Consider the following 23,658-nt stretch of genomic DNA (forward strand, 5'->3'; position numbering starts at 1 on the left):
GGCTACAGCGAGAGGGTCCAATCCGAGGCTGCCGATGGCTTTTGCGTGCGGTTGCAACCCCAAAAAGGAGGAAGATGTTGTCTATCACATACCTGGCGAATGGTCATTTTCCATAGGAGATGACCATGAGCAGGTTGAGAAGAATGCAAAAGCTGCTGCGCAGTCGTCATCACAAGATGCCTACAGCAATTGGTTCGAGCGCAACAAGCATCTGTGCCCAGACGAATGCAGCATTGCAGTGCCATGGCCTACATTTCAGGAAGCTGAATCAAGAAGAGTGCGAGAATGGTCGATATTGGCGCCAATATTATCTCTAATTTTCAGAACCCGCCTACCACGTTTAATGTATAAAGCTAGTGTTGCGTACGGGCAAAGACTGGGATGCGTAACAACGGAAGACCAGGCAAATCCCTGTGATCCCAATTCAAAGTCTCCCCCTGCCATTCAATGAGACACAGATCAAGCCAGCATGAATCTCTGCTACCGGTCGGTTTTACTGCATCCAGCTATTGATCGAGTCCGTCGCCAACTTCGGAGATTCAGTCCCACATGGATGCCCGTACATTTACTGTCGCCATGGACCCGATCAAGGTACAGGCGCTACGCCAGGTGCTAGAGCACGGGCTGGCGTTGCTGGATGCCTGCTCGCCTGATAGGCCGACCTGAGTCGCTCTTGCCTTGGTCCCGCAGGTTTTCGACCAGGAGGGCAGTGGATGGAGCGAGGCCCAATTCGTCGAGATCAGCTACCGGTTGAGGGGACTAGTTTTAAACCATAAAAACCACTGGGGCCGGTCTTGAGTTAGCAGCTTTATCAGCAACCTTCCAAAGGTCGATTTATGGGCCAAGAACTATCACGATGAATAATGCATTGCCTGATAATCACTTTACCGTAATGAAGCGTGCATCTCAAGCGCTTTTTGCCGACGCCACATTAGTGCCACTGAGGTGATTAGCCCTTAGCGCTCATACGCCCTGACATATGAGGGCACTCACAAAGAATTGAAAGAACCTGTCAACAGTGACACCAGCCGGTGTGCGGACGGCAGCTCCTACAGAATCGATAACGCTTGGATCCGCGTGCAATACTATAATGTCAACACGTTTATATAGAGCCAGAAGATAACGCTATTGAAACAGTTTCCGCCCGACATCTTGCTGAATGTCGCTTGCCACGTAGAATATACAAGGTTCTAGGGCTGGGCACAAAGCAATGCAGCTGGACAAATGACATGCATGATTATGCCTGCATAAGATCCAGACACAGACCATCCAGGCAATACTTTGTGTGTTGACACATCATCTGCTCACCTAGGGCTATGAGAGTGTACTGGGTGGGAGATAACAGCTGTGGCGGAGATGCTTGCATAAGAACAAACCACGTAGGGCCTCCTGAGAAAAGCCACATCCACTGCAGCGCAATGGATGTGAGCAGTTTTCTCGGCTAAAATGTACGAGATTGGGCTCGTTTGCGCCCAAAAGCCGCCCAGAGTTTTCCACATGTACCGACGTGAGCATCGTGATCAGCTCTCGTTCGAGGACTTCTTCCTGCCGTTTGGAGGAAAGCTCTCTGGTGACAATCGCTGGATCAAGCTGGCTGAGCTGATCCCATGGGATGAGCTGGAAGGTGACTATGCAGCTCAGTTCTGCAAGGGCTTTGGCGCCCCGGCAAAGCCATTTCGCATGGCACTGGGCGCCCTGATCATCAAGGCCCGCATGGGGCTGACTGATGAAGAACTGGTTGAGCAAATCAAAGAGAACCCCTATCTCCAGTTCTTCATCGGCCTGGAGGCATTTCAGTACTCGGCTCCGTTTGACCCATCAATGATGGTGTGACGTGGACCCCGGGAATTGGTCCAGGGTGAATGAGAGTCCTCAGCCGGCCAGACTGGGCCGGGGACTTCACCATGAAACGCACCAGGCACACAGCGGAGCAGATCATCCGCAAGCTCAAGACCGCCGACCAGCTGATTGCCCAGGGCAAGACCGTCGCCGATGTCTGCCGCGTCATCGAGGTGACACAGCCGACCTATCACCGCTGGAAGCAGCAGTACGGCGGGATGCAGGCCGAGGAGGCCCGCCGGCTGACGCAGCTGGAGAAGGAGAACGCCCGGCTCAAGAAGTTGTTGGCAGAAGCCGAGTTGGAGAAGGCGATGCTCAAGGACCTTGCGGAGGGAAACTTCTGAGCCCGGAACGCCGTCGCAGGGCCGTCACGGTCCTGCAGGAGCGTTACCGGGCATCAGAGCGCCAGGCCTGCCGTGTTGTGGGGCAGCACCGCAGCACCCAGCGCCATTGCGGGAAGGTCGTCGACCTGGAGGAGACCAAGCTTCGGCACCGCCTGAGGGAGATTGCAGCTGAGCACATCCGCTGGGGCCGCCGCATGGCCTACCGCCTGCTGCGTCGGGAGGGCTGGACCGTGAACCACAAGCGGGTGCAACGGCTCTGGCGGGAGGAGGGGCTGCAGCGGCCCACTCCCAGGAAGCGGAAGCGGGCACGGCCCGCCGACGGCTCGGTGAGGCGTCACCGGGCCCAGCATCCCCACCAGGTGTGGGCCATGGATTTCCAGTTCGATGCCACCGCCGATGGCCGCAGACTCAAGTTCCTGAACGTGATCGACGAGCACAGCCGCCTCTGCCTGGCGATCCGGGTGGGCAGGCGGTGCAAGGCCAAAGACGTGGTGACTGTGCTGGAGGAACTCACCAGCCTCTACCCGGCGCCAGCGTTCATCCGATCGGACAACGGCCCTGAGTTCATTGCCCAGGCTCTACGGGACTGGTGTGAGACCAGTACCACCACCAGCACGGCCTACATCGAGCCAGGATCCCCGTGGGAGAACGGTTTTGCCGAGTCGTTCAACGGCCGGTTCCGGGATGAGTTCCTCAACACCGAGTTGTTCACCACAGCCCCGGAGGCTCAGATCCTGGCCGATCGCTGGCGATGGGAGTACAACACGCTCAGGCCACACTCGGCCCTCCAAGGGCGTACGCCCATGGAGGCAGCTCAACAAGGAGCTGCAGCATGACCATGACCACCCACTCTCATAAGCCCTGGACCGATAAAGGGGGTCACGTCAGGTGTACTTCCGGAAGCGGCTGCCAGATTCGGTCGTGAATGACTGCAATGAACGAATCGTGCGTCACGGTCTGAACGTGATCCGTTCGTCTGCAGTTGATGAGCACGACAGCAGCGATGGAGGCGGAGCCGGGAGCGCAGCTGATCAGAAGATTGAATCCAAAACGCCACGGCCAAATCAGGGGTCACTGCTGATTGATGCGACATGCGTTCCGGCAGATATTCGGCATCCAACGGATCTCTCGCTGCTCAATGAAGGCCGAGAGCTCACCGAGACTCTGATCGATGCCATGTATTCGCAGGTCAGAGAGTCCTTTGGTCACAAACCACGAACGCATCGGAAGCAGGCCAGGCAGCAGTTCCTCGCCGTGGCCAAGAAAAAACGCCCTCGGTTTCTCAAGATCCGCAAAGCGATCAAGCAACAGCTTGGGCATCTCAAGCGCAACCTTGCCAACATTGACGCCCTGACAGCCTGTGGCGCAAGCCTTCTGGCGGCTGGGCGGCATGCCTATCAGAAGCTGTTGGTTGTCAGTGAGCTGGTCCGCCAGCAGAACATTCTCTATCGCTCAGACACCAGAAGTATTCCCGCTCGCATCGTCAGCCTCTGTCAAGCGCACATCAGGCCAATTGTTCGCGGCAAGGCGAGGTGCAATGTTGAGTTCGGCGCCAAGATCTCACTTTCTGTCACCGATGAAGGATTTGCTTTCCTGGATCGGCTGAGCTTTGACCCCTACAACGAAGGGGAAGATCTGAAAGTTCAGGCCCAAGCCTATCGTCGTCGATACGGCTGCTATCCGGAGGTGATCTGCGCTGATCAGATCTACCGCACAAGATCAAATCGGGCATTCTGCCAGCGTCACGGCATTCGGCTGAGTGGGCCTCGTCTTGGTCGCCCGAAGAATGATCCGGAGTTGGTGGCAGCCGAGAGGCGGCAGTTCGTTGATGATCAAAGGCGGCGCAATGCTGTTGAAGGCAAGATCGGTCAAGGCAAGCGTCGCTATGGATTGGGATTGATCCGAGAGAAACTGCCGGCAACACAGGGTTCATCCATCGCGATGAATGTCCTGGTCATGAACCTCCAGAAGCTCCTGGAGCTTCTTTGTCTCTATTTTGTGCTCTGCTGGCAACTCTTGGTCTCCGCCGCACGGGCTCTGAGCTCCAGCAGCAGAGAGCTGAGTTGTCAGCTCAGCGGGGCCTGAGGATCACTCAGAGGTCGCCCGGGCAGGCTCATTGTGGTGCGCATTGCCCGCGGCTCACTTTCTCAGGAGGCCCCACGTAGACCGAGAACAGCATGCAAAATGGCGCAGGTGGAGAATCATCTACAAATTACTCCCCACCACCATTCGGACTCGTAGGCGCTGTTGCAGGATTGCCTCTTGTGCTCTCAATAAGGAGCTTCCTAGGGGAATAGACTATATAGGGCCTAGCACAATGTTGGCATGGAGCAACGTCAGCCCACAGCCCCACCCCTGAGAAGTCACCTCCAGCGACTCCCTCAATCCAGCCCGCTGATCCGAGGCGCCCGCGTCTTGGCGCCCTCAGCCCCACCGATCAAATGTGGGTCACTGCTCGAGCCGCCACCATAGTGCGCTGCGTCCTTCATGGGGTTCTGTCTCAACAGAGGCTCGCTGAGCTGCTCGCTTGAACAACATGGTGATACACAACCCTTAGGCCCATTAGGTGTGTTTTCTCACCAGGTCATTCAGCGATCAGCAATCGCTGGAGGGACTGCTGAGGCGTGAGGCCACCGAGAGCCATGTGGCACCTGTTGCCGTTATAGATGGCCAGATAGCGACGTAGCCAGCGGTTGCGTTCCTCCGATGTCTGGTAGGCGATCACGTAGGCCCATTCCGCCAGGATCGTTTTGATAAACCGCTCGGCCTTGCCGTTGGTTTGCGGCGTATAGGGCTTGGTGCGGATGGGTTTCAGATCCAATGCCCGGCAGGCTTTTCGCCAATCCCCTGAGCGGTAGGCGGAGCCGTTATCCGACAGGATCCTCCGGCAGGTGATCCCCTGCTCCGAGAACCAACCGACTGCACGGGCCAGGAATCCAACAGTCGTTGCCCTCTGCTCGTCGGCCAGCACCTCCACATAGGGCCTCCTGAGAAAAGCCACATCCACTGCAGCGCAATGGATGTGAGCAGTTTTCTCGGCTAAAATGTACGAGATTGGGCTCGTTTGCGCCCAAAAGCCGCCCAGAGTTTTCCACATGTACCGACGTGAGCATCGTGATCAGCTCTCGTTCGAGGACTTCTTCCTGCCGTTTGGAGGAAAGCTCTCTGGTGACAATCGCTGGATCAAGCTGGCTGAGCTGATCCCATGGGATGAGCTGGAAGGTGACTATGCAGCTCAGTTCTGCAAGGGCTTTGGCGCCCCGGCAAAGCCATTTCGCATGGCACTGGGCGCCCTGATCATCAAGGCCCGCATGGGGCTGACTGATGAAGAACTGGTTGAGCAAATCAAAGAGAACCCCTATCTCCAGTTCTTCATCGGCCTGGAGGCATTTCAGTACTCGGCTCCGTTTGACCCATCAATGATGGTGTACTTCCGGAAGCGGCTGCCAGATTCGGTCGTGAATGACTGCAATGAACGAATCGTGCGTCACGGTCTGAACGTGATCCGTTCGTCTGCAGTTGATGAGCACGACAGCAGCGATGGAGGCGGAGCCGGGAGCGCAGCTGATCAGAAGATTGAATCCAAAACGCCACGGCCAAATCAGGGGTCACTGCTGATTGATGCGACATGCGTTCCGGCAGATATTCGGCATCCAACGGATCTCTCGCTGCTCAATGAAGGCCGAGAGCTCACCGAGACTCTGATCGATGCCATGTATTCGCAGGTCAGAGAGTCCTTTGGTCACAAACCACGAACGCATCGGAAGCAGGCCAGGCAGCAGTTCCTCGCCGTGGCCAAGAAAAAACGCCCTCGGTTTCTCAAGATCCGCAAAGCGATCAAGCAACAGCTTGGGCATCTCAAGCGCAACCTTGCCAACATTGACGCCCTGACAGCCTGTGGCGCAAGCCTTCTGGCGGCTGGGCGGCATGCCTATCAGAAGCTGTTGGTTGTCAGTGAGCTGGTCCGCCAGCAGAACATTCTCTATCGCTCAGACACCAGAAGTATTCCCGCTCGCATCGTCAGCCTCTGTCAAGCGCACATCAGGCCAATTGTTCGCGGCAAGGCGAGGTGCAATGTTGAGTTCGGCGCCAAGATCTCACTTTCTGTCACCGATGAAGGATTTGCTTTCCTGGATCGGCTGAGCTTTGACCCCTACAACGAAGGGGAAGATCTGAAAGTTCAGGCCCAAGCCTATCGTCGTCGATACGGCTGCTATCCGGAGGTGATCTGCGCTGATCAGATCTACCGCACAAGATCAAATCGGGCATTCTGCCAGCGTCACGGCATTCGGCTGAGTGGGCCTCGTCTTGGTCGCCCGAAGAATGATCCGGAGTTGGTGGCAGCCGAGAGGCGGCAGTTCGTTGATGATCAAAGGCGGCGCAATGCTGTTGAAGGCAAGATCGGTCAAGGCAAGCGTCGCTATGGATTGGGATTGATCCGAGAGAAACTGCCGGCAACACAGGGTTTATCCATCGCGATGAATGTCCTGGTCATGAACCTCCAGAAGCTCCTGGAGCTTCTTTGTCTCTATTTTGTGCTCTGCTGGCAACTCTTGGTCTCCGCCGCACGGGCTCTGAGCTCCAGCAGCAGAGAGCTGAGTTGTCAGCTCAGCGGGGCCTGAGGATCACTCAGAGGTCGCCCGGGCAGGCTCATTGTGGTGCGCATTGCCCGCGGCTCACTTTCTCAGGAGGCCCCACATACGCCAGGCGGGTGGCGTCGTCGATGGCGACGTGCACCTTCTCGTAGCCGGCGCCTCGGGAAGAGCCTTGACGACGGTCACCGGTGATCCGGTGACCGACCCGCTCAAACCTGGCCAGCTGTTTGGTGTCGACATGGATCATGTCGCCAGGCTGACGTGGACCCCGGGAATTGGTCCAGGGTGAATGAGAGTCCTCAGCCGGCCAGACTGGGCCGGGGACTTCACCATGAAACGCACCAGGCACACAGCGGAGCAGATCATCCGCAAGCTCAAGACCGCCGACCAGCTGATTGCCCAGGGCAAGACCGTCGCCGATGTCTGCCGCGTCATCGAGGTGACACAGCCGACGTATCACCGCTGGAAGCAGCAGTACGGCGGGATGCAGGCCGAGGAGGCCCGCCGGCTGACGCAGCTGGAGAAGGAGAACGCCCGGCTCAAGAAGTTGTTGGCAGAAGCCGAGTTGGAGAAGGCGATGCTCAAGGACCTTGCGGAGGGAAACTTCTGAGCCCGGAACGCCGTCGCAGGGCCGTCACGGTCCTGCAGGAGCGTTACCGGGCATCAGAGCGCCAGGCCTGCCGTGTTGTGGGGCAGCACCGCAGCACCCAGCGCCATTGCGGGAAGGTCGTCGACCTGGAGGAGACCAAGCTTCGGCACCGCCTGAGGGAGATTGCAGCTGAGCACATCCGCTGGGGCCGCCGCATGGCCTACCGCCTGCTGCGTCGGGAGGGCTGGACCGTGAACCACAAGCGGGTGCAACGGCTCTGGCGGGAGGAGGGGCTGCAGCGGCCCACTCCCAGGAAGCGGAAGCGGGCACGGCCCGCCGACGGCTCGGTGAGGCGTCACCGGGCCCAGCATCCCCACCAGGTGTGGGCCATGGATTTCCAGTTCGATGCCACCGCCGATGGCCGCAGACTCAAGTTCCTGAACGTGATCGACGAGCACAGCCGCCTCTGCCTGGCGATCCGGGTGGGCAGGCGGTGCAAGGCCAAAGACGTGGTGACTGTGCTGGAGGAACTCACCAGCCTCTACCCGGCGCCAGCGTTCATCCGATCGGACAACGGCCCTGAGTTCATTGCCCAGGCTCTACGGGACTGGTGTGAGACCAATACCACCACCAGCACGGCCTACATCGAGCCAGGATCCCCGTGGGAGAACGGTTTTGCCGAGTCGTTCAACGGCCGGTTCCGGGATGAGTTCCTCAACACCGAGTTGTTCACCACAGCCCCGGAGGCTCAGATCCTGGCCGATCGCTGGCGATGGGAGTACAACACGCTCAGGCCACACTCGGCCCTCCAAGGGCGTACGCCCATGGAGGCAGCTCAACAAGGAGCTGCAGCATGACCATGACCACCCACTCTCATAAGCCCTGGACCGATAAAGGGGGTCACGTCAAGGCCGCTCCCACTGGTAGCGGCGAACTGGAACCTTGGGTTCAAGATTTCTGAGCCGTCCCAGCCCCAGGGCATTCATCACACGTCCGACGGTCGAGAGGGGCGCCTTGACGGCCCTGGCGATGCGCCGGAGAGTGCAGCGCTGGTGCCGTAGATCCACAGCCTGCTGCAGTTGCTGCGGATCGAGCGTCCGCCGCTGGGTGCGGCGAACACTCCGTCGATCCGCCAGTGCCGTTACGCCGCCATCACGGAAACGCGCCAGCCACTTGTAGGCGCTGCGCAGGCTGATCCCGGCTTGTGCCGCAAGGGCCTTGAGCGGCATGACGTGGACCCCGGGAATTGGTCCAGGGTGAATGAGAGTCCTCAGCCGGCCAGACTGGGCCGGGGACTTCACCATGAAACGCACCAGGCACACAGCGGAGCAGATCATCCGCAAGCTCAAGACCGCCGACCAGCTGATTGCCCAGGGCAAGACCGTCGCCGATGTCTGCCGCGTCATCGAGGTGACACAGCCGACGTATCACCGCTGGAAGCAGCAGTACGGCGGGATGCAGGCCGAGGAGGCCCGCCGGCTGACGCAGCTGGAGAAGGAGAACGCCCGGCTCAAGAAGTTGTTGGCAGAAGCCGAGTTGGAGAAGGCGATGCTCAAGGACCTTGCGGAGGGAAACTTCTGAGCCCGGAACGCCGTCGCAGGGCCGTCACGGTCCTGCAGGAGCGTTACCGGGCATCAGAGCGCCAGGCCTGCCGTGTTGTGGGGCAGCACCGCAGCACCCAGCGCCATTGCGGGAAGGTCGTCGACCTGGAGGAGACCAAGCTTCGGCACCGCCTGAGGGAGATTGCAGCTGAGCACATCCGCTGGGGCCGCCGCATGGCCTACCGCCTGCTGCGTCGGGAGGGCTGGACCGTGAACCACAAGCGGGTGCAACGGCTCTGGCGGGAGGAGGGGCTGCAGCGGCCCACTCCCAGGAAGCGGAAGCGGGCACGGCCCGCCGACGGCTCGGTGAGGCGTCACCGGGCCCAGCATCCCCACCAGGTGTGGGCCATGGATTTCCAGTTCGATGCCACCGCCGATGGCCGCAGACTCAAGTTCCTGAACGTGATCGACGAGCACAGCCGCCTCTGCCTGGCGATCCGGGTGGGCAGGCGGTGCAAGGCCAAAGACGTGGTGACTGTGCTGGAGGAACTCACCAGCCTCTACCCGGCGCCAGCGTTCATCCGATCGGACAACGGCCCTGAGTTCATTGCCCAGGCCCTACGGGACTGGTGCGAGGCCAGCAGCGCCACCAGCACGGCCTACATCGAGCCAGGATCCCCGTGGGAGAACGGTTTTGCCGAGTCGTTCAACGGCCGGTTCCGCGATGAATTCCTCAACACCGAGTTGTTCACCACAGCCCCGGAGGCTCAGATCCTGGCCGATCGCTGGCGATGGGAGTACAACTCACTCAGGCCGCATTCGGCCCTCCAAGGGCGTACGCCCATGGAGGCAGCTCAACAAGGAGCTGCAGCATGACCATGACCACCCACTCTCATAAGCCCTGGACCGATAAAGGGGGTCACGTCAGGCACGCCCTCATTGAGGTGCCGACGAATCAGGCGTTCCCGACTGATCGGCGTCAGTCGGGCATTGGGGTGGCTATGCATGGGGTGTGAGGTCTTGGGATGGGCGGTGACACCCCGACCCTGGCGACCTCACACCCAATCGTCAGCTGAACAACGTGGTGGGACTACACAATTAGGAGTTCGCTGAAAAACCCGCCCACCCCTGCGAAAATGGAGTATCCGCCTCAGGCTTGATGCGTGGTCAGCAGGAGCGCACAGGCTCACTGTTCTCCTACGTCTCGATCGAGGAGCGGATTCCGGCCGGCCATCCGCTGCGGCGGATTCGCAAGCTGGCGGATCAGGCTCTCGATCGCCTCAATCCCACCTTCTGCCATCTCTATGCCTCAGAAGGCAGGCCATCGATACCGCCTGAGCAATTGCTGCTGGCCTCACTGCTGCAGGCGTTCTACGGGATCCGTTCGGAGCGCCTGCTGCTGGAGCAGCTCGACTACAACCTGCTGTTCCGCTGGTTTGTGGGCTTGAGTCCTGACGATCCGATCTGGCATCCGACCACGTTCACCAAGAATCGTGAGCGGCTGCTCAACGAGCAGTTGATGGGCCGGTTCCTGGAGAAGCTGATGGCGGCACCGGAGGTGAAACCGCTGCTCAGCAATGAACACTTCTCCGTCGATGGCACCCTGCTCCAAGCCTGGGCCTCACATGCCTCCCTGGAGCGAATCGACGGAGAGGATGACCCGCCGCCTCCGCCATCAGGCCCTGGCGAGGGATTCGGGGCGGCCAAGGATGGCAGGAAGCGGGCCAAGGGCGACTTCCGCGGGGTGCGTCTCAGCAACAAGACCCATCGCTCCGGCACGGATCCCGACGCTCTTCTGGCCCGCAAGTCGAATGTTCACCCGGCCCTGCCCAGCTACCGGGGGCATGTGCTCATGGACAACCGCCATGCCCTGGTGGTGGATTGCCGGGTGACCCAGGCTGACGGCTACGGCGAACGGGATGCGGCCAAGGAGATGGCCGCCGATCTCCCCGGGCACCACCAGAAAACCATCGGTGCTGACAAGAACTACGACACCCATGGATTCGTCGCAGAGATGCGACGGATCGGCGTTACCCCGCATGTCGCCCAGAACGCAGGACGCTCCGGCGGCTCCGCCATCGATGGCCGCACCACTCGCCATGAGGGCTATGCCAAGTCGATCCATGCACGCCGCGGCATCGAGAAGGTTTTCGGCTGGATCAAGCAGTTCGGCGGCCTGCGCCAGTTCAAGCTGCGCGGCCAGGCCAATGTCAGTGCCATGTTCGGACTGCATGTGATCGCCTACAACCTGATCCGCCTGAGCAACCTGCTCAGGCCTGTGGAGGCGATGGCATGAACAGGCCGTTCTCCAGAGATGGGAGCCTGCGAGGAGATTCAGCGTCGAGCGAGGTACCAATCCCGAGGATCAGGGACTCACAGCGAGCCTGAGTCATTCCAATAATCGCCTCGCCATGACCAGCTGGCTGGGTCACGGAGGGGGAGAACTCGCCTCGCGACGAGATTTTTTCTGCAAACTCTTAGGCCCACTCCTCCAGCAAGGTCTTGGGGGTCCGCCAGTTCGGTGCCAAACCGGCTTGCCCCGATCAAGCGAGAGCGAGAAGACCCAGGCTTGATGCGTTCCCTGCATACCAGCCCGGTCAGACGCCGAGTTCATTGCCGTCGAGGATTCCCGCGACCACCATTCAAGGGAGCAGTCTCTGGGGCTTACGTGGCCGACCTCCCCTCGACAACCACCTTCCCGCCGGACCCCACGGAACTGGAGCGGGAGACTCTCGAGACCACCTACCTCAGTCTCCGTAGCTCCTACCGCTCACTCATGGTGAGCCGGGGGATCCACCGCTCCCAGTCCCAGCGCAGTCGGGACGCCATGCGCGCGTTGGAGGAGAAGCTGCGGCAAATCGCTGCCCGGGAGGCCTCGGTGCGGGCAGAGGCCTACGAGATGCTCGAGATCGTGACCGGTGTGATCGGGGATCTGGAAGACGCGGGTGACGACCTGGTGAATGAGTTCGCGGCCTACCAGAAGGGCAGGAAGACCTACGCCGGAGGCTCCTTCATCGGCCGGATGATCCAGGCGGTGATCCGTTTCATCAACCGCTGGACCAGAAGCAAGCAGAACCTGGAGGTACTGCTGGAGAAGCAGGCCGCCATGAAGCAGCAGCTGGAGGCTGGCGATGGGCCGGATCGCTGACGCCCTGCGGGACAACCTGCGAACGATCGCCCAGTCCGATGCCCGCAGCCTGCGGGCGCTGGACCAGGAGCTGCAGCAGGCCAGCGCTGCTGCGGCGACCAGCGCGTTGCCAGGAACGACCGAGGTGGAGGCCCTGCTGGGCAGGGGGTCCTTCACCCATCAGACCCTGGCCACGCTCAAGGCCCTGTGCAAAGAGCACCGGATCAAGGGCTACAGCCGGATGAAGAAGGCTGATCTAGCCAAGCTGCTTGAGCACCATGGCATTGAGCCCCCACCGCGTCCTGTGGAGAGCCTGAAGAAGAGCGAACTGGTGGCCCTGGTGAAGCAATTGATGGCTCAGCTGGGATGACCGCCACCCCCACCAAACCCAGCCGGCGCCAGAAGCTCAAGCCAGGGGCCGTGGTGCGCTGCCGCACCCGCCGTTACCTGGTGGAGGACGTCCAGCCGCCCTACCCACGCAGGCCTCCGGAGGGCTGCGACACGGTGGTGTCATTGGCCTGCATGGAGGACCAGGCGATCGGCCAGCGCCTCACGGTGTTCCTCGAGCGGGAGATCGACTTTGAGCTGCTGGGCGAGAGCAGTTGGGAGATGGTGGCCAGCCGGGGCTTCGATCAACCGCGCCAGTTCTCGGCCTACCTCAACACCCTGCGCTGGAACTGCGTCACCGCCACCGACGCCGAGCTGTTCCAGGCCCCCTACCGGGCCGGCATCGGCGTGAAGGCCTACCAGCTCGAACCGCTGCGCAAGGCCCTGCAGATGCCCCGCATCGGCCTGTTCATCGCTGATGACGTGGGCCTGGGCAAGACGATCGAGGCCGGCCTGATCCTGCGGGAGATGCTGCTGCGCCAGCGCATCCGTCGGGTGGTGATCAGCTGCCCGCCCTCGGTGCTGCGGCAGTGGCAAGAGGAGATGGCCCAGCGCTTCGGGTTGGCGTTCACCGTGATGGACCGGGCCTATGTGGCCAGGGTGCGGCAGGAGCGGGGCTACGGCACCAACCCCTGGAGCACCGGCAGCCGCTTCCTGATCTCCCACGCTCTGCTGCGCAACAGCGATTACGCCGCACCCCTGATCGATTGGTTGGAGCAGGGCCGCGGCAACGACGACCAGGCACCGCTCCAGAGCCTGCTGATCCTCGATGAGGCCCACAACGCGGCACCCGCCAGCAACAGCTTGCGCTACGCGATCGACTCGGGCCTCACCCGCAGCTTGAGGGATCTGGCGCCTCGCTTTGAGCACCGCATCTTCCTGAGCGCCACTCCCCACAACGGCCACAGCAACAGCTTCACGGCCCTGCTGGAGTTGCTGGATCCAGCGCGCTTCACGCGGGGGGTGCCCTTCGAGCAGGCTGATCTCGACTCGGTATTGGTGCGGCGCCTGAAGGACGACCTGCGCCACATCGGGGAGGAGTTCCCGGAGCGGATTGTGGAGCCGCTTCGGATTCCCAAGGGCTCACTGGCGCCAGACACCCCGGAGCTGGCCCTATCACGGTTGTTGCAGAAGTACCGCAAGCAACGGGAGCGCCGCCTCCTGGCCGAAGGAGCGCCGACCCAGGCTGCTCTTAAACGGCTCCTCAACGCTGACAGGTTGGTCATCACCAACCTGCAGAAACGGCTGCTCAGCTCGGTGGATGCCTTCGCCCGCACCCTGGCCGTGCATCAACGCAGCCTGGCCGAGAAGCAACAGCAGCAACGCGAAGCCCAACTCGAGCTGCTGGAAGGCGGTGTAAGTGCTGACAGCGAGCTGGCCGACCTCAGCGATGACGAGGTGCTGAACCTGGAGGAGGCGCAGACCCGCTCCGCTCTCCGCCAGACCCTGGCTGCTGATCAGAGCGACCAGGCGCTGCTGGAGGAGATGGCGACGATCGCCGCGGCCCATCGCAACCGCCCCGATCCCCGTGTCGAAAGGCTGGCTGAGTGGCTCCGTCAGCATCTCTGTCCTGGCCTGGGCACCGCCGATCTGCAGTGGCAGCCCACACGGCTGCTGATTTTCACTGACTACGTCGACACCAAGCGCTACCTGGAGCGGCAGTTGCACCACTTGCTGGGAGAAAGGGAAGCCGATCAGCGCGTGGCGAGCTTCAGCGGCGGCATGAGCGAAGACAACCGCGAACGGCTGAAGGCCCAGTTCAATGCCGACCCCGACCAGGAGCCCCTACGCATCCTGATCGCCACCGATGCGGCGCGGGAAGGGGTGAACCTGCAGAACCACTGCAAACACCTGATCCACTTCGACATCCCCTGGAACCCCAGTAAGCTGGAGCAGCGCAACGGCCGCATCGACCGCAAGCTGCAGCAGGCCCCGCAGGTGTGGTGCCACTACTTCCTGCTGGAAGACCGGCCGGAAGACCGGGTGATGGACGTGCTGGTGCGTAAGACCGAGGTGATCCGCCAGGAACTCGGTTCGCTCTCGCCTCTGGTGCAGCGGCAGGTGGATGAAGCGCTGGAGGCCGGCATCGATCTGGAGCGGATCGATGCGCTCCAGGGCCAGCTGGAGGGCATGGCTGCCGCGAACACCGATCGCGGCGCCCTCCTCACCAAGGCACGCGAGGACCTGGAGGCCAGCCGGCGGGTGGAGGAGCTGGAGCAGCAGCAGGACGGGCTGCGGCACTTGCTGGCCAGGTCGCAGCAGTGGCTGTCCTTTGCCCACGACCCCTTCCGCCAGGCGCTGAACGTGTCGCTGGAGCTGCTTGGGGTGTCGGGCCTGGAGCCCCACACCGATGAGCGGGGCCAGCCCTGCTGGCGACTGGCGAACCCCGAGGAGCTGGTGGCCCAGACGCGCGACAGAAGCTGGGAGGGCACCCTCGACAGCCTGCGTGGTGTGAAGCCCGCCAAGGCCTATCTGGCCGACTGGCGTCGGGAAAACCCGGTGCGGCCGGTGATCTTCTCAGACCCAGGCCGGCTCAGCGCCGAGGCGGTGCACCTGCATCTGGAGCATCGGCTGGTGCAGCGCCTGCTGAGCCGTTTCCTCAGCCAGGGCTTCCTGCACCACGAACTCAGCCGCGCCTGCGTGCTGCCCACCAGTGATCCGCAGCCGAAGGTGGTGGTGCTCGGGCGCCTGTCGCTGTTCGGCCAGGGGGCGACCCGCCTGCATGACGAGTTGATCACGGTGGCGGCGGACTGGCATCCCGGCGACGACCGCCAGGCCGCCCTGCGCCCGCTGGGCGGATCGAGCCGAACAGGCACCTGGGGGCTGCTGCAGGCGGCTCTGCAGGAAGCCGAGAACGGCGGGCTGCCCAGCATCGACACCAGCCGCTTCCAGGCCATGGCCGAGCAGGACGTGATGGCCCTGCTGCCGCTGTTGAAGCAGGAGTCGGAAACCGCGTTGGACGCGGCAGCCGAGCTGCTGAAGCAAAGGGGCAACAGCGAGGCTCAGTCCCTCAGGGAGGTGCTGCGCAGCCAGCGCAAACGGATCAACGCCACCCTGCGTCAGCGCACCCGTGAGTTGGCCAAGCTCGACAGGCAGACGGCCGCGGCCGATCCCACCGGATTGATCCCCGGCCTGGAGGAGCAGATCAACGTGCCGGCTCTGGATCTCGCCAGGCTCTCCAGCCAGGAGCGGCGCCAACTGGCCGCCGATCAGAAGCATTGGCAACGGCGCCTGGAGGCCATCGAAGTGGAACTGGGCAGTGAGCCCAAGCGCATCAAGGCCAGCTACGAGGTGGTGACCCACCGGCTGGAGCCCGCCGGGCTTGTGTATCTCTGGCCCATCAGCGGATAGGCATGCCCCGTCGCCCCCCCGCCGTTGACCCCGAACTGAGGGCCCACCAGGAGTGGATGGGCTACCTGCAGCCGGTGGGTCTGGTGGTGGCGCCGGCCGCGATGGTGGAGGCGGGCTGGGTGCTGACGCGCAGCGGCAGCGAACTGCTGGAGCGCCAGGAGCGCTACCGCGAAGCCCTCGAACCCATCAGCAACGGCGCCGACACAGAAGACAACGACGGTGAGCGGGGCTTTCGGCGGCTGGCCGATCTGCTCACCGAGCACCTGGGCTGGCATCCCGATCAGCTCGCCAGCGATCCAGGAACAATCGCGGCCTACACGCGGGAGCTGCATGAGTTGGGAGAAACCCTCGCGCCCACAGCCGTGGTGCCGGCCGCGGCGGGTGAGGGGGCCCAGCTGCTGGTGATAGAGCTGCTGCCGGCCGCGGCCTTCGATCAGAAGGTGACGGATGGTGAGCACCTCTGGCGGGCCAGTGCCCAGGAGCGCCTTGAGCGGCTGCTGCGTGAAACGGGGGTGGAAGCCGGCCTGCTGTTCAACGGCGGCCAGCTGCGGCTGGTGGTGGCCCCCAAGGGCGAGAGCTCAGGCCACCTCACCTTCCGCCTGGCCGATCTGGCAGAGGTGAGTGGCCGGCTGATGTTCTCCGGTCTGGATCTGCTGCTGGGCCAGAGCCATGTGTTCCTTGATCCAGCCGGCTACCGCCTCACGGATGTGCTGAAGAAGAGCCGCAGCTTCCAGGCGGTGGTGAGCAATGCCCTGGCCGATCAGGTGCTGGCAGCGCTGTGGGATCTGCTGCGGGGCTTCCAGCAGGCCGATGCGCTGAGCCGCGTGCAGGACGAGCAGAACCCCCTGCTGGGCGATCTGCCTGACCGCGATCCCCAGCAGCTCTACGGAGGGCTGATCACCGTGCTGATGCGGCTGGTGTTTCTGCTCTACGCCGAAGACGAAGCGCTGATGCCCAGCGATGCGGTGTACGAGCAGAACTACAAGCTCAGCGCGATCTTCGAGCAGCTGCAGCAGGACGAGAGCGAGTACCCCGACACGATGGAGCAGCGCTTCGGGGCATGGGCCGGGCTGATGAGCCTGTGCCGGTTGGTGTTCGATGGCGGTGGCCCCACGGCCGACTATTTGCCGGCCCGCAAAGGCCAGCTGTTCAATCCCAGGGAGTACCCCTGGCTGGAAACGCCCTGGATCAGCGATGGCGTGGTGCTCGCGGTGCTGCGCAACCTGCTAATCGTGCATGGCGAGCGCATCAGCTACCGGGCACTGGATGTGGAGCAGATCGGCTCGGTGTACGAGGGGATCATGGGCTATGCGGTGCGCCGCATTCCCGGCCGCTGCATCGGCCTCAAGAGCAAGCCGCAGGGGGCCAAGAAGCAGATCACCACGGCGGTGGATCTCGAGGCCCTGCTGGCGTTGCCCGGCGGCAAACGCAAGGCCTGGCTGGAAACGGAAGCGGGCACCGCGCTCCCCACCAAGTCCGCGAACGCCCTGAAGGCCGCCAGCTCAGAAGCCGAGCTGCTGGAAGCCCTGGCCCCGCGCATCAACCGCGACCTGTTCGATGGCCCCCAGGCGGCCGGCGGCCTGGTGTTCCAGCCCACGGAGGAGCGGCGCCGCAGCGGCAGCCACTACACCCCACGTGCGCTCACCCGGCCGATTGTGGAGGAGGCCCTGCGCCCCTGGCTGGAGCGTTGCCATCACCGCCCCACGGCGGCCCAGATCCTCGATCTGAAGATCTGCGATCCGGCCATGGGCTCTGGCGCCTTCCTGGTGGAGAGCTGCAGGTATCTGGCCGAACTGCTGGAGCAGGCCTGGACCCGTGAGGGTCTGCCGGAGGCGTTGAAGCCCGGCGGCCACGCCCACGGCGAAGAGCCCCTGATCTACGCCCGCCGGCTGATCGCTCAGAGTTGCCTCTATGGGGTCGACAAGAACCCGTTTGCGGTGAACCTGGCCCGTCTCAGCCTCTGGCTGGTGAGCCTGAGCAAGGACGCACCGTTCACGTTTGTGGATCACGCCCTGAAGTGCGGCGATTCGCTGGTGGGAATGGAGCGCAGCGACATCGAAGCGGCCTTGAAGGGAGCCAGCCTGCAGCGCGCACTCCAGATCGAATACCTGGAGCAGGTGCGCCAGCAGGAGGCCAGGAGCTTCGCCCTGTTCCATGCCGACAGCCGCAGCGATGCCGACGACGCCCAGAAGCGCCAGGCCCTCGACGAACTGAATGCCAGCACGGCCTACCTGCGCACCGTGGGTGATCTGCTGGTGGCGGCGTTCTTCAATGGCAAGAAGCCGAAGGACCGCGAAGAGCTGAAGAAGCTCTATCTGGGGGAGACCCTGCGGCACAGCTCAGCGACGGACCTGGAAGACGAGCTGGCGGAACCGCTGGAGCGCCTGCGAGAGGGCGAGAAGGGCATTCAGCCGCTGCACTGGCAGCTGGCCTTCCCGGATGTGTTCGGGCGGCCCGAGCCGGGCTTCGATGTGTTCCTGGGCAACCCACCTTTTGCTGGACACTCGCTGACAGGAAGAATTGGCCCACAAGGATATGTCGAGTTCCCAAAGAGCCGCCTCCCTGGAGTGCAAGGGAAATGCGATTTGTCCGCATACTTCTTCAGAAGGTGCTTCGAGTTACTCTCCCCAAAGGGAGCCCTCGCACTGTTGGCCACAAAGACAATTTCCCAAGGAGACACCGCAAGCAGCTCACTTATCAAGATAGCGGCCCTTGGCGGCATTATCTACTCCGCAAAGAAGAGATTCCCGTGGCCCGGAGATGCTTCGGTCAAAGTAAGCTATGTGTGCATTCTTAAGGATCCTGATCCAAGCATTCGTCGAATCATAAACGGCAAGCCCGCAAGGATAATCACCCCCTATCTACTTGAGGAGGGACCATCTGGCGAGCCCAGCAAGCTTTCTCGCAACCTAAGCCTTTGCTTTATTGGCACTACATTGCAGAGCGAAGGCTTTGTATTTGAGGACGTCGACAACCAGAGGAGTGCATCTTCTTCGTCAAGCCTGCAGACGATGGAGGAGATCTTGCAGGAAGAGCCCGCATCCAAGAATGCTATTAAGCGCTACCTTAAAGCGGGAGACATAACCGGCACGAGCGATTGCAGGCCGCGAAGATATGCAATTGATTTTGGAGTCGCCGATCAAGACTCTGCTTCTAGTGCATATCCCAAGCTGTTTGAGCACTTAAGATCCCGCGCCTATGAGGATCGGATCAAATCGGTTAGCAGCAGCAATTCAGCACATGGCGATAGATGCGCTAATTGGTGGCAGCACTATCATTCAGCGCAAGACCTTTATCGAAGGATCGAGGAGGCAGAGGATTCCAGCAAAAATCCAGAATATCTCAGCACCTTTACAATTGTGACGCCTCAAACCAGCTTCTACAAGGAGTTTGCAATAGCGCCCAGGAGTATTCTTATAGACAAGCAGATCATCGCATTTCCAAGCTCCCGCATGGCAGCGCTTGGCATCCTGCAGTCAAGAATTCATTTAGCATGGGTGCTATTTTTTGCCGCCACAACAGAATCTGGTTCCATCATTTATTCTAAAGACAGATGCTTTGAAAGATTCCCATTGCCAGAAATAATAACTCTGCCTTCGAGCCCGCCTCAGGCGCCAACTCAATCCGAAGAGGGCGAAGCTCTCTATCGCATATTGAGCTCTCTTGAACAAGCGACGTCCGTATATGTAAGAACGAGGCAGCAGTTTATGACCAAGAACAGCCTTGTTCTCAGGGACTTTACCAGAATGATAAATGATCCCAGATGCCAAGATCCTGAGATTGCTCAAACTCGACAGTTGCTGAGCGAGATTGATGCCTTGACTCTAAGGGCGTATGGGTTTCCGTCCTCCAGATGCGCGCAGTATGTTTATGGACTAGATGAGCCAGTTCAGTTAGACGACATCTTGCTAGATGGCAGCCACAATGCGGATTACTTTGCGGTGACCGAATTCGGGACCCAAGAGGAAGCAGCACAGTTTCAAGACAGCTATTCTTTGGCCACCAGTAGCCAAACGCGCTTGCCTTGGCGCTTACGGTTCTCCGAAGAGTTCCAGGACCAGATCTTGGCCAGGCTTCTTGCCCTGAATGAACAGTTCAAGCAGGAAGAGGTTGCTCAGGGGCTGCATGGCAAGGGCGGGAAAAGGACCGCACCAGCTGCGGGCCCAGGTGGCGGAAAGCGCCGGGGGAGGCCACCAAAGACGAGCCAGCCGGGCGAGACTGAGCCTCAGAAGGCTGAGCAGATGGGGTTGGGGTTGTGAGCAGCCAGACATCCGCGACAGCCCCCACGCCTGGGGAGCTCCTCCCCCTGCTGCGGTCCCACCAGGAGGGCTGGGCGAAGCGCTTTCACCTGCGGCGCATCGGCCTGTTCGGCTCCACCGCCCGCAACGAGGCCACGGCAAGCAGCGATGTGGATGTGTGGGTGGAACTCGATCCCCTCACCCCCTTCGCCACGGTGCACCTGAAGCAGGAGCTGGAAGCCCTGCTGCAGCGGCCCGTTGACCTCGTGCGCCTCCGCGAGCGCATGAACCCCGCCCTGCGCCAGGCGATCCTGCGGGAGGGCGTCAGCGCGTGAGCGGCGACCTTCTGCTGCTGCTCACACCGTTGCGCCAGGCCCTGGAGCGGATCGAGCGCAAGGCCAGTCCCCTGCTGGCGAACCCCGGCCTGTTGGACAGCGAGGAGGGGCAGGATCTGCTCGATGTGATCTGCATGCAGTTCCTGGCAGCTGGCGAGGCCCTGAAGCGTCTGGAGAAGCTCCAACCAGGGCTGCTGGCAACAACGTTCCCTCACATCGACTGGAAGGGCGCCATGGGCTTCCGCGATGTGATCGCCCACCAGTACTTCGATCTCGACGCGGAGCAGGTGTTGCTGATCTGCCATGAGGCCTTGCCAGGTGTTCTGGAAGCCATCCGCACGCTGGAAGCCAGCAGCAAGGAGAGCCCCTGAGCCATGGCCACCTCCGCCGAGATCCGCCAGCGATCTCGACCTACTGGTTGACCTCCCAGCGGAGCAGTCCCTGTTGGGGTTGATCAGCCTGCGCCAGGACCTGGAAGACCTGCTGGGCTGTTCGGTGGACGTGACCGAAGCGGAGAGCCTGCATCCACTGATTCGCACCCAGATCCTGGAGCAGGCCCTGGCCCTCTGAACAAGGATCTCCTTGCCACGAAGAACCTCACTCGCCGCAGCTCTGAGCCCACCTCCCGGTCTCACTCAGACCTGGTTTTCTGGCTGAGCCATGAAACCCTGTCCCGTGTCAATCAGGTTGAAGGGTGGCGTCAATCAGGTTGACCGGTGAGCGGCACCGGTTTTGCCCCTGCTGCAGGCCTGAACTGCCGATGAGGACTGGATCGTGACCAGGCATGTCGCGGCGCGTCAATCTGGTTGGTTGCGCGGGGAGATTGCCTCGACAGGTGGGCCAGTTGTCGCGTCGCCGCCCTGGTCTTGGACGTCTGGGCCGCTGATGCCGGTGATCGTGCCGGTGCTGACGCCCGCGTCAATTACGTTGGCGGGTCGCTGGAATCGCTGGAAACCCTTGCAGCAGCTGCCTTCTGCCGGTAGCTCTCGCCCTTGATGCCGATGATGTGGCAGTGGTGCACCAGCCGGTCCACCGCTGCCACGGTCATGGAGCCGCTGGGGAAGATGTCGTCCCACTCGCGGAAGGGCTGGTTGCTGGTCACCAGCAGTGATTTGCGCTCGTAGCGGTGGCAGATCAGCTCGAACAGCACCGAGGTCTCCAGCTCGCTGCGCCGCACGTAGGAGATGTCGTCGATCACCAGCAGGGCGTAGCGATCGAGCTTCTGCAGCATCGCCGGCAGGTCGTAGGCCGCCTTGGCCTTCTGCAGCAGCTGCACCAGCGTGGTGGCGGGGAAGAAGCGGCAGACCTGGTCCTGCGCCACCATCGCCATCGTGATGGCAATGGCCAGGTGGGTCTTGCCCACCCCGCTGGGACCGAACAGCAGCAGGTTTTCCGCCTGCAGCAGCCAGGTGGTCTGCCGCGCCAGGCTCTGGAGCTCCTGCCACTGGCGGGGATCGAGGTGCTGGTGGTCAAAGCCGTCGAGGCCCTTCTGCCAGGGGAGATGGGCACCGCGCAGCAGCCGCTGCTGACGGGCGGTCTGCCGCTGTTCCAGCTCCTGCTCGCAGAGGGCGTAGAGGAACTGGCCCGGGCTCCAGCCCTGGGCCTCAGCCTGCTCGGCCAGCGGCTGCCAGTGGCTGCGAAACCGCGCCAGCTTGAGTTGTTTGAGCAGCAGCGGCAGGGCCGCTTCCACCGCCTGTGAGCGCGGCAGCGGGGACGAGGTGGTCATAGGAGGCCAGCAGGTGTTGGGGAATGACGGGATCGGGGAGGCTCGGGCAGCGGGGCGGCACGCGAAAGCGCTGCTGCAGAGCCGAGAGGGACAGGGACTGGCGGCGCTGGGCCTGCTCCAGGAAGGCGAGCACCAACTCAAACGAGGCCACCCGCACCGCCACATACAGGGCCTCCGCCATCAGCCGGGCCGCACCGTCACGCTCACCGCCGGCCAGCAACTGCTGCCAGAACTCCCACCAGCGCTGATCCGGGAACAGGTGGCGCTGGTAGCGGCAATGGAGCAGGGCCCGGGGCTTGGCCCGCAGGCCATCGATCAGGTGCTCCAGATCGATGCACCAGGCCCGCTTCTCACCTGCGGCGCCATAGGCGCGCGGGAGCTGGCAGACCCAGCCGCTGCCCAGGAACACCACCAGCCGGTCGTGGTGCAGCCGCACCGTGACCTGACGGCCGATCAGGGTGGGCGGCACCGAGTAGATCACCTGCCTCACCTCGATCGTGCTGGTGCTCCGCACCCGCACCGTGAGCCGCTCGTAGTCGGCAAAGCGGAACGCCGGCAGAGGGGCCAGATGCTCCAGCTCCTGCTCGTAGCGCCGTTGCCGGGGGGCGTTGAGGGCGCTGAACACCTCAGCGAGAAGCTCGCCGTATTCGGCCGGCTCCTCGAAATCACAGCTGCCGCGCAGGATCAGCTTCTGCTCCAGCCGCCGTTTCACATGGCCGTTGGGTCCCTCGACGATGCCGTTCTCGTGGGCCACACCCCGGTTGTTGCGGCTGGGGGACAGGCCGTAGTGGGCACACAGGGCCTGGTAGCGGGGGGTGATGTCGAGGGCGTAGCTGCCATCCCGGTTGCGGCTGGCGGCCGAGAGCCGATCGGTGCGCAGCTCTCTGGGCACCCCACCGCAGGCGGCCAGGGCGTTCTGCAGACCCTCGGAGAGGGCCACGAAACTCTCTCCGCCGTGGACGATCTGCCCGTAGGCCCAGCCGCTCCAGGCCAGGCGGTAGTGAAAGAGAAGGTGGGGGAACGGTTGTCCGCGCAGGGTGATCGCCACCCGTTTCACCCGGGTGAAGTCGCAGAAGCCGATCTCGCCGGGCTGGTAGGCCAGCGGGAACATCACCTCCGGCGCCGGGCCATGCAGTGCCTTCCACTGCTGTACCCGCCGCTGCAGGGTGCGTTTCACCGAACTCCAGTCCTGATCAGGCTTTTGCTCCTGCAGGTGCTCCAGCAGGGTGGTGGGCGTGAGCGCTGGATGGCGCTCCAGCAGCGGCAGTAAGAGTGGTTCCCAGACCTCCGCCAATGGATCGGGTCGGCGCCTGGTGCGGGGCTTGGCGGCTTTGGGTTGGAGGCGGCCTGCATCAATGCGGTGGGCACTGCTCACCGAGATGCCCGCCGCTGCGGCAGCCACCTCCTGGCGGCTGCCGGCTCGTCGTTTGGACATGTACAGCGCAATCTGTTGAGCGGTGAGGGGAGCAGGCATGGCCCGGTGCCCTGCGCATGGCAACCGGATTCAGCAGACCCCCTCAGAAGCGGTCAACCAGATCGGCGCGACCCCTCAACCAGATTGTCGCCGGACAAAACCCCGTCAACGT

The 23,658-nt window shown here is 62.3% G+C and carries 16 protein-coding genes and 3 pseudogenes; 14 read left to right on the forward strand and 5 right to left on the reverse strand.

Translation table 11 applies throughout. The features are described from left to right. Positions 1-1,497: 1,497 nt before the first annotated feature. The 3 genes and pseudogenes from CBM981_RS04130 to CBM981_RS04140 all read left to right on the forward strand — a co-directional run. Positions 1,498-1,830, forward strand: a pseudogene (locus CBM981_RS04130) (transposase); the annotation flags it as partial. A gap of 74 nt (positions 1,831-1,904) precedes the next feature. Next, positions 1,905-3,019 (forward strand): IS3 family transposase gene (locus CBM981_RS04135; protein WP_369801604.1). Its coding sequence is split into 2 segments (ribosomal slippage): positions 1,905-2,166 and positions 2,166-3,019, totalling 1,116 coding nucleotides; the frame shifts between segments, so codons are not numbered across the junction. 43 nt (positions 3,020-3,062) lie between these two features. Continuing rightward, positions 3,063-4,205 (forward strand): annotated as a pseudogene (locus tag CBM981_RS04140) (transposase); the annotation flags it as partial. 562 nt (positions 4,206-4,767) lie between these two features. Here CBM981_RS04140 and CBM981_RS04145 read toward each other — a convergent pair. Further along, on the reverse strand, positions 4,768-5,184 hold the full coding sequence (locus tag CBM981_RS04145) for an integrase core domain-containing protein (protein ID WP_255376839.1): 417 nt from the start codon (positions 5,182-5,184) through the stop codon (positions 4,768-4,770). A 94-nt stretch (positions 5,185-5,278) separates the two neighbouring features. Here CBM981_RS04145 and CBM981_RS04150 point away from each other — a divergent pair, with 94 nt between their 5' ends. Then, positions 5,279-6,805, forward strand: coding sequence for an IS5 family transposase (locus tag CBM981_RS04150; RefSeq protein ID WP_225867525.1), 1,527 nt, complete (start codon positions 5,279-5,281; stop codon positions 6,803-6,805). A gap of 58 nt (positions 6,806-6,863) precedes the next feature. On the opposite strand, the pseudogene CBM981_RS15180 reads toward CBM981_RS04150, so the two are convergent. Beyond that, positions 6,864-7,034: pseudogene (locus tag CBM981_RS15180) on the reverse strand (IS481 family transposase); the annotation flags it as partial. Between the two features lie 75 nt (positions 7,035-7,109). On the opposite strand from CBM981_RS15180, the gene CBM981_RS04155 reads away from it, so the two are divergent. Next, positions 7,110-8,224, forward strand: a protein-coding gene (locus CBM981_RS04155) for an IS3 family transposase (protein ID WP_369801619.1) whose coding sequence is annotated in 2 segments (ribosomal slippage) — positions 7,110-7,371 and positions 7,371-8,224 — 1,116 coding nt in all. Because the reading frame shifts where the segments join, the coding sequence is not laid out codon by codon here. Between the two features lie 48 nt (positions 8,225-8,272). On the opposite strand, the gene CBM981_RS04160 is transcribed toward CBM981_RS04155, so the two are convergent. Further along, positions 8,273-8,596, reverse strand: coding sequence for a helix-turn-helix domain-containing protein (locus CBM981_RS04160; protein WP_225867526.1), 324 nt, complete (start codon positions 8,594-8,596; stop codon positions 8,273-8,275). A 73-nt stretch (positions 8,597-8,669) separates the two neighbouring features. On the opposite strand from CBM981_RS04160, the gene CBM981_RS04165 reads away from it, so the two are divergent. The 9 genes from CBM981_RS04165 (at position 8,670) to CBM981_RS16155 (ending at position 20,916) form a co-directional block, all read left to right on the forward strand. Then, positions 8,670-9,784, forward strand: a protein-coding gene (locus CBM981_RS04165) for an IS3 family transposase (protein ID WP_369801667.1) whose coding sequence is annotated in 2 segments (ribosomal slippage) — positions 8,670-8,931 and positions 8,931-9,784 — 1,116 coding nt in all. Because the reading frame shifts where the segments join, the coding sequence is not laid out codon by codon here. Positions 9,785-10,067: 283 nt separating this feature from the next. Next, entirely contained in the window at positions 10,068-11,204 is a 1,137-nt protein-coding gene (locus CBM981_RS04170; protein WP_087066680.1) for an IS5 family transposase, read from the forward strand. Positions 11,205-11,576: 372 nt separating this feature from the next. Continuing rightward, a complete protein-coding gene (locus CBM981_RS04175) occupies positions 11,577-12,056 on the forward strand; it encodes a hypothetical protein (protein ID WP_087067384.1) in 480 nt (159 codons plus the stop codon). Next, complete coding sequence (locus CBM981_RS04180) at positions 12,040-12,405, forward strand: Rho termination factor N-terminal domain-containing protein (RefSeq protein ID WP_087067385.1); 366 nt, start codon at positions 12,040-12,042, stop codon at positions 12,403-12,405. Before CBM981_RS04175 ends, CBM981_RS04180 begins: the two co-directional genes overlap by 17 nt. Next, the gene (drmD, locus tag CBM981_RS04185; RefSeq protein ID WP_087067386.1) at positions 12,402-15,773 is read left to right on the forward strand and encodes a DISARM system SNF2-like helicase DrmD; all 3,372 of its coding nucleotides are present in this window, start codon (positions 12,402-12,404) and stop codon (positions 15,771-15,773) included. Before CBM981_RS04180 ends, drmD begins: the two co-directional genes overlap by 4 nt. 56 nt (positions 15,774-15,829) lie before the next feature. Further along, positions 15,830-20,032, forward strand: coding sequence for a DNA methyltransferase (locus tag CBM981_RS04190; protein ID WP_225867527.1), 4,203 nt, complete (start codon positions 15,830-15,832; stop codon positions 20,030-20,032). After that, positions 20,029-20,346, forward strand: coding sequence for a nucleotidyltransferase family protein (locus CBM981_RS04195; protein ID WP_087067388.1), 318 nt, complete (start codon positions 20,029-20,031; stop codon positions 20,344-20,346). Before CBM981_RS04190 ends, CBM981_RS04195 begins: the two co-directional genes overlap by 4 nt. Further along, on the forward strand, positions 20,343-20,717 hold the full coding sequence (locus tag CBM981_RS04200) for a DUF86 domain-containing protein (RefSeq protein ID WP_087067389.1): 375 nt from the start codon (positions 20,343-20,345) through the stop codon (positions 20,715-20,717). Before CBM981_RS04195 ends, CBM981_RS04200 begins: the two co-directional genes overlap by 4 nt. Then, entirely contained in the window at positions 20,650-20,916 is a 267-nt protein-coding gene (locus CBM981_RS16155; protein ID WP_225867528.1) for a nucleotidyltransferase domain-containing protein, read from the forward strand. Before CBM981_RS04200 ends, CBM981_RS16155 begins: the two co-directional genes overlap by 68 nt. 352 nt (positions 20,917-21,268) lie before the next feature. On the opposite strand, the gene istB is transcribed toward CBM981_RS16155, so the two are convergent. Together istB and istA are read right to left on the reverse strand one after the other, a co-directional pair. After that, positions 21,269-22,036, reverse strand: coding sequence for an IS21-like element helper ATPase IstB (gene istB / locus CBM981_RS04210; RefSeq protein ID WP_304441605.1), 768 nt, complete (start codon positions 22,034-22,036; stop codon positions 21,269-21,271). Next, positions 21,951-23,507, reverse strand: a complete 1,557-nt coding sequence (gene istA, locus CBM981_RS15775) for an IS21 family transposase (protein ID WP_087067414.1) — start codon at positions 23,505-23,507, stop codon at positions 21,951-21,953. The genes istB and istA overlap by 86 nt, the downstream gene beginning before the upstream one ends. Positions 23,508-23,658 lie beyond the last annotated feature (151 nt).

This window comes from Cyanobium sp. NIES-981, assembly GCF_900088535.1.
Taxonomy (GTDB): domain Bacteria; phylum Cyanobacteriota; class Cyanobacteriia; order PCC-6307; family Cyanobiaceae; genus NIES-981.

Excerpts from the sequence above, each read along its gene's own strand:
- istA (WP_087067414.1), bottom strand. The coding sequence starts at position 23,507 with ATGTCCAAACGACGAGCCGGCAGCCGCCAGGAGGTGGCTGCCGCAGCG.
- CBM981_RS16155 (WP_225867528.1), top strand. The coding sequence starts at position 20,650 with ATGAGGCCTTGCCAGGTGTTCTGGAAGCCATCCGCACGCTGGAAGCCA.
- drmD (WP_087067386.1), top strand. The coding sequence starts at position 12,402 with ATGACCGCCACCCCCACCAAACCCAGCCGGCGCCAGAAGCTCAAGCCA.
- CBM981_RS04160 (WP_225867526.1), bottom strand. The coding sequence starts at position 8,596 with ATGCCGCTCAAGGCCCTTGCGGCACAAGCCGGGATCAGCCTGCGCAGC.
- CBM981_RS04180 (WP_087067385.1), top strand. The coding sequence starts at position 12,040 with ATGGGCCGGATCGCTGACGCCCTGCGGGACAACCTGCGAACGATCGCC.
- CBM981_RS04150 (WP_225867525.1), top strand. The coding sequence starts at position 5,279 with ATGTACCGACGTGAGCATCGTGATCAGCTCTCGTTCGAGGACTTCTTC.
- CBM981_RS04170 (WP_087066680.1), top strand. The coding sequence starts at position 10,068 with ATGCGTGGTCAGCAGGAGCGCACAGGCTCACTGTTCTCCTACGTCTCG.
- CBM981_RS04190 (WP_225867527.1), top strand. The coding sequence starts at position 15,830 with ATGGGCTACCTGCAGCCGGTGGGTCTGGTGGTGGCGCCGGCCGCGATG.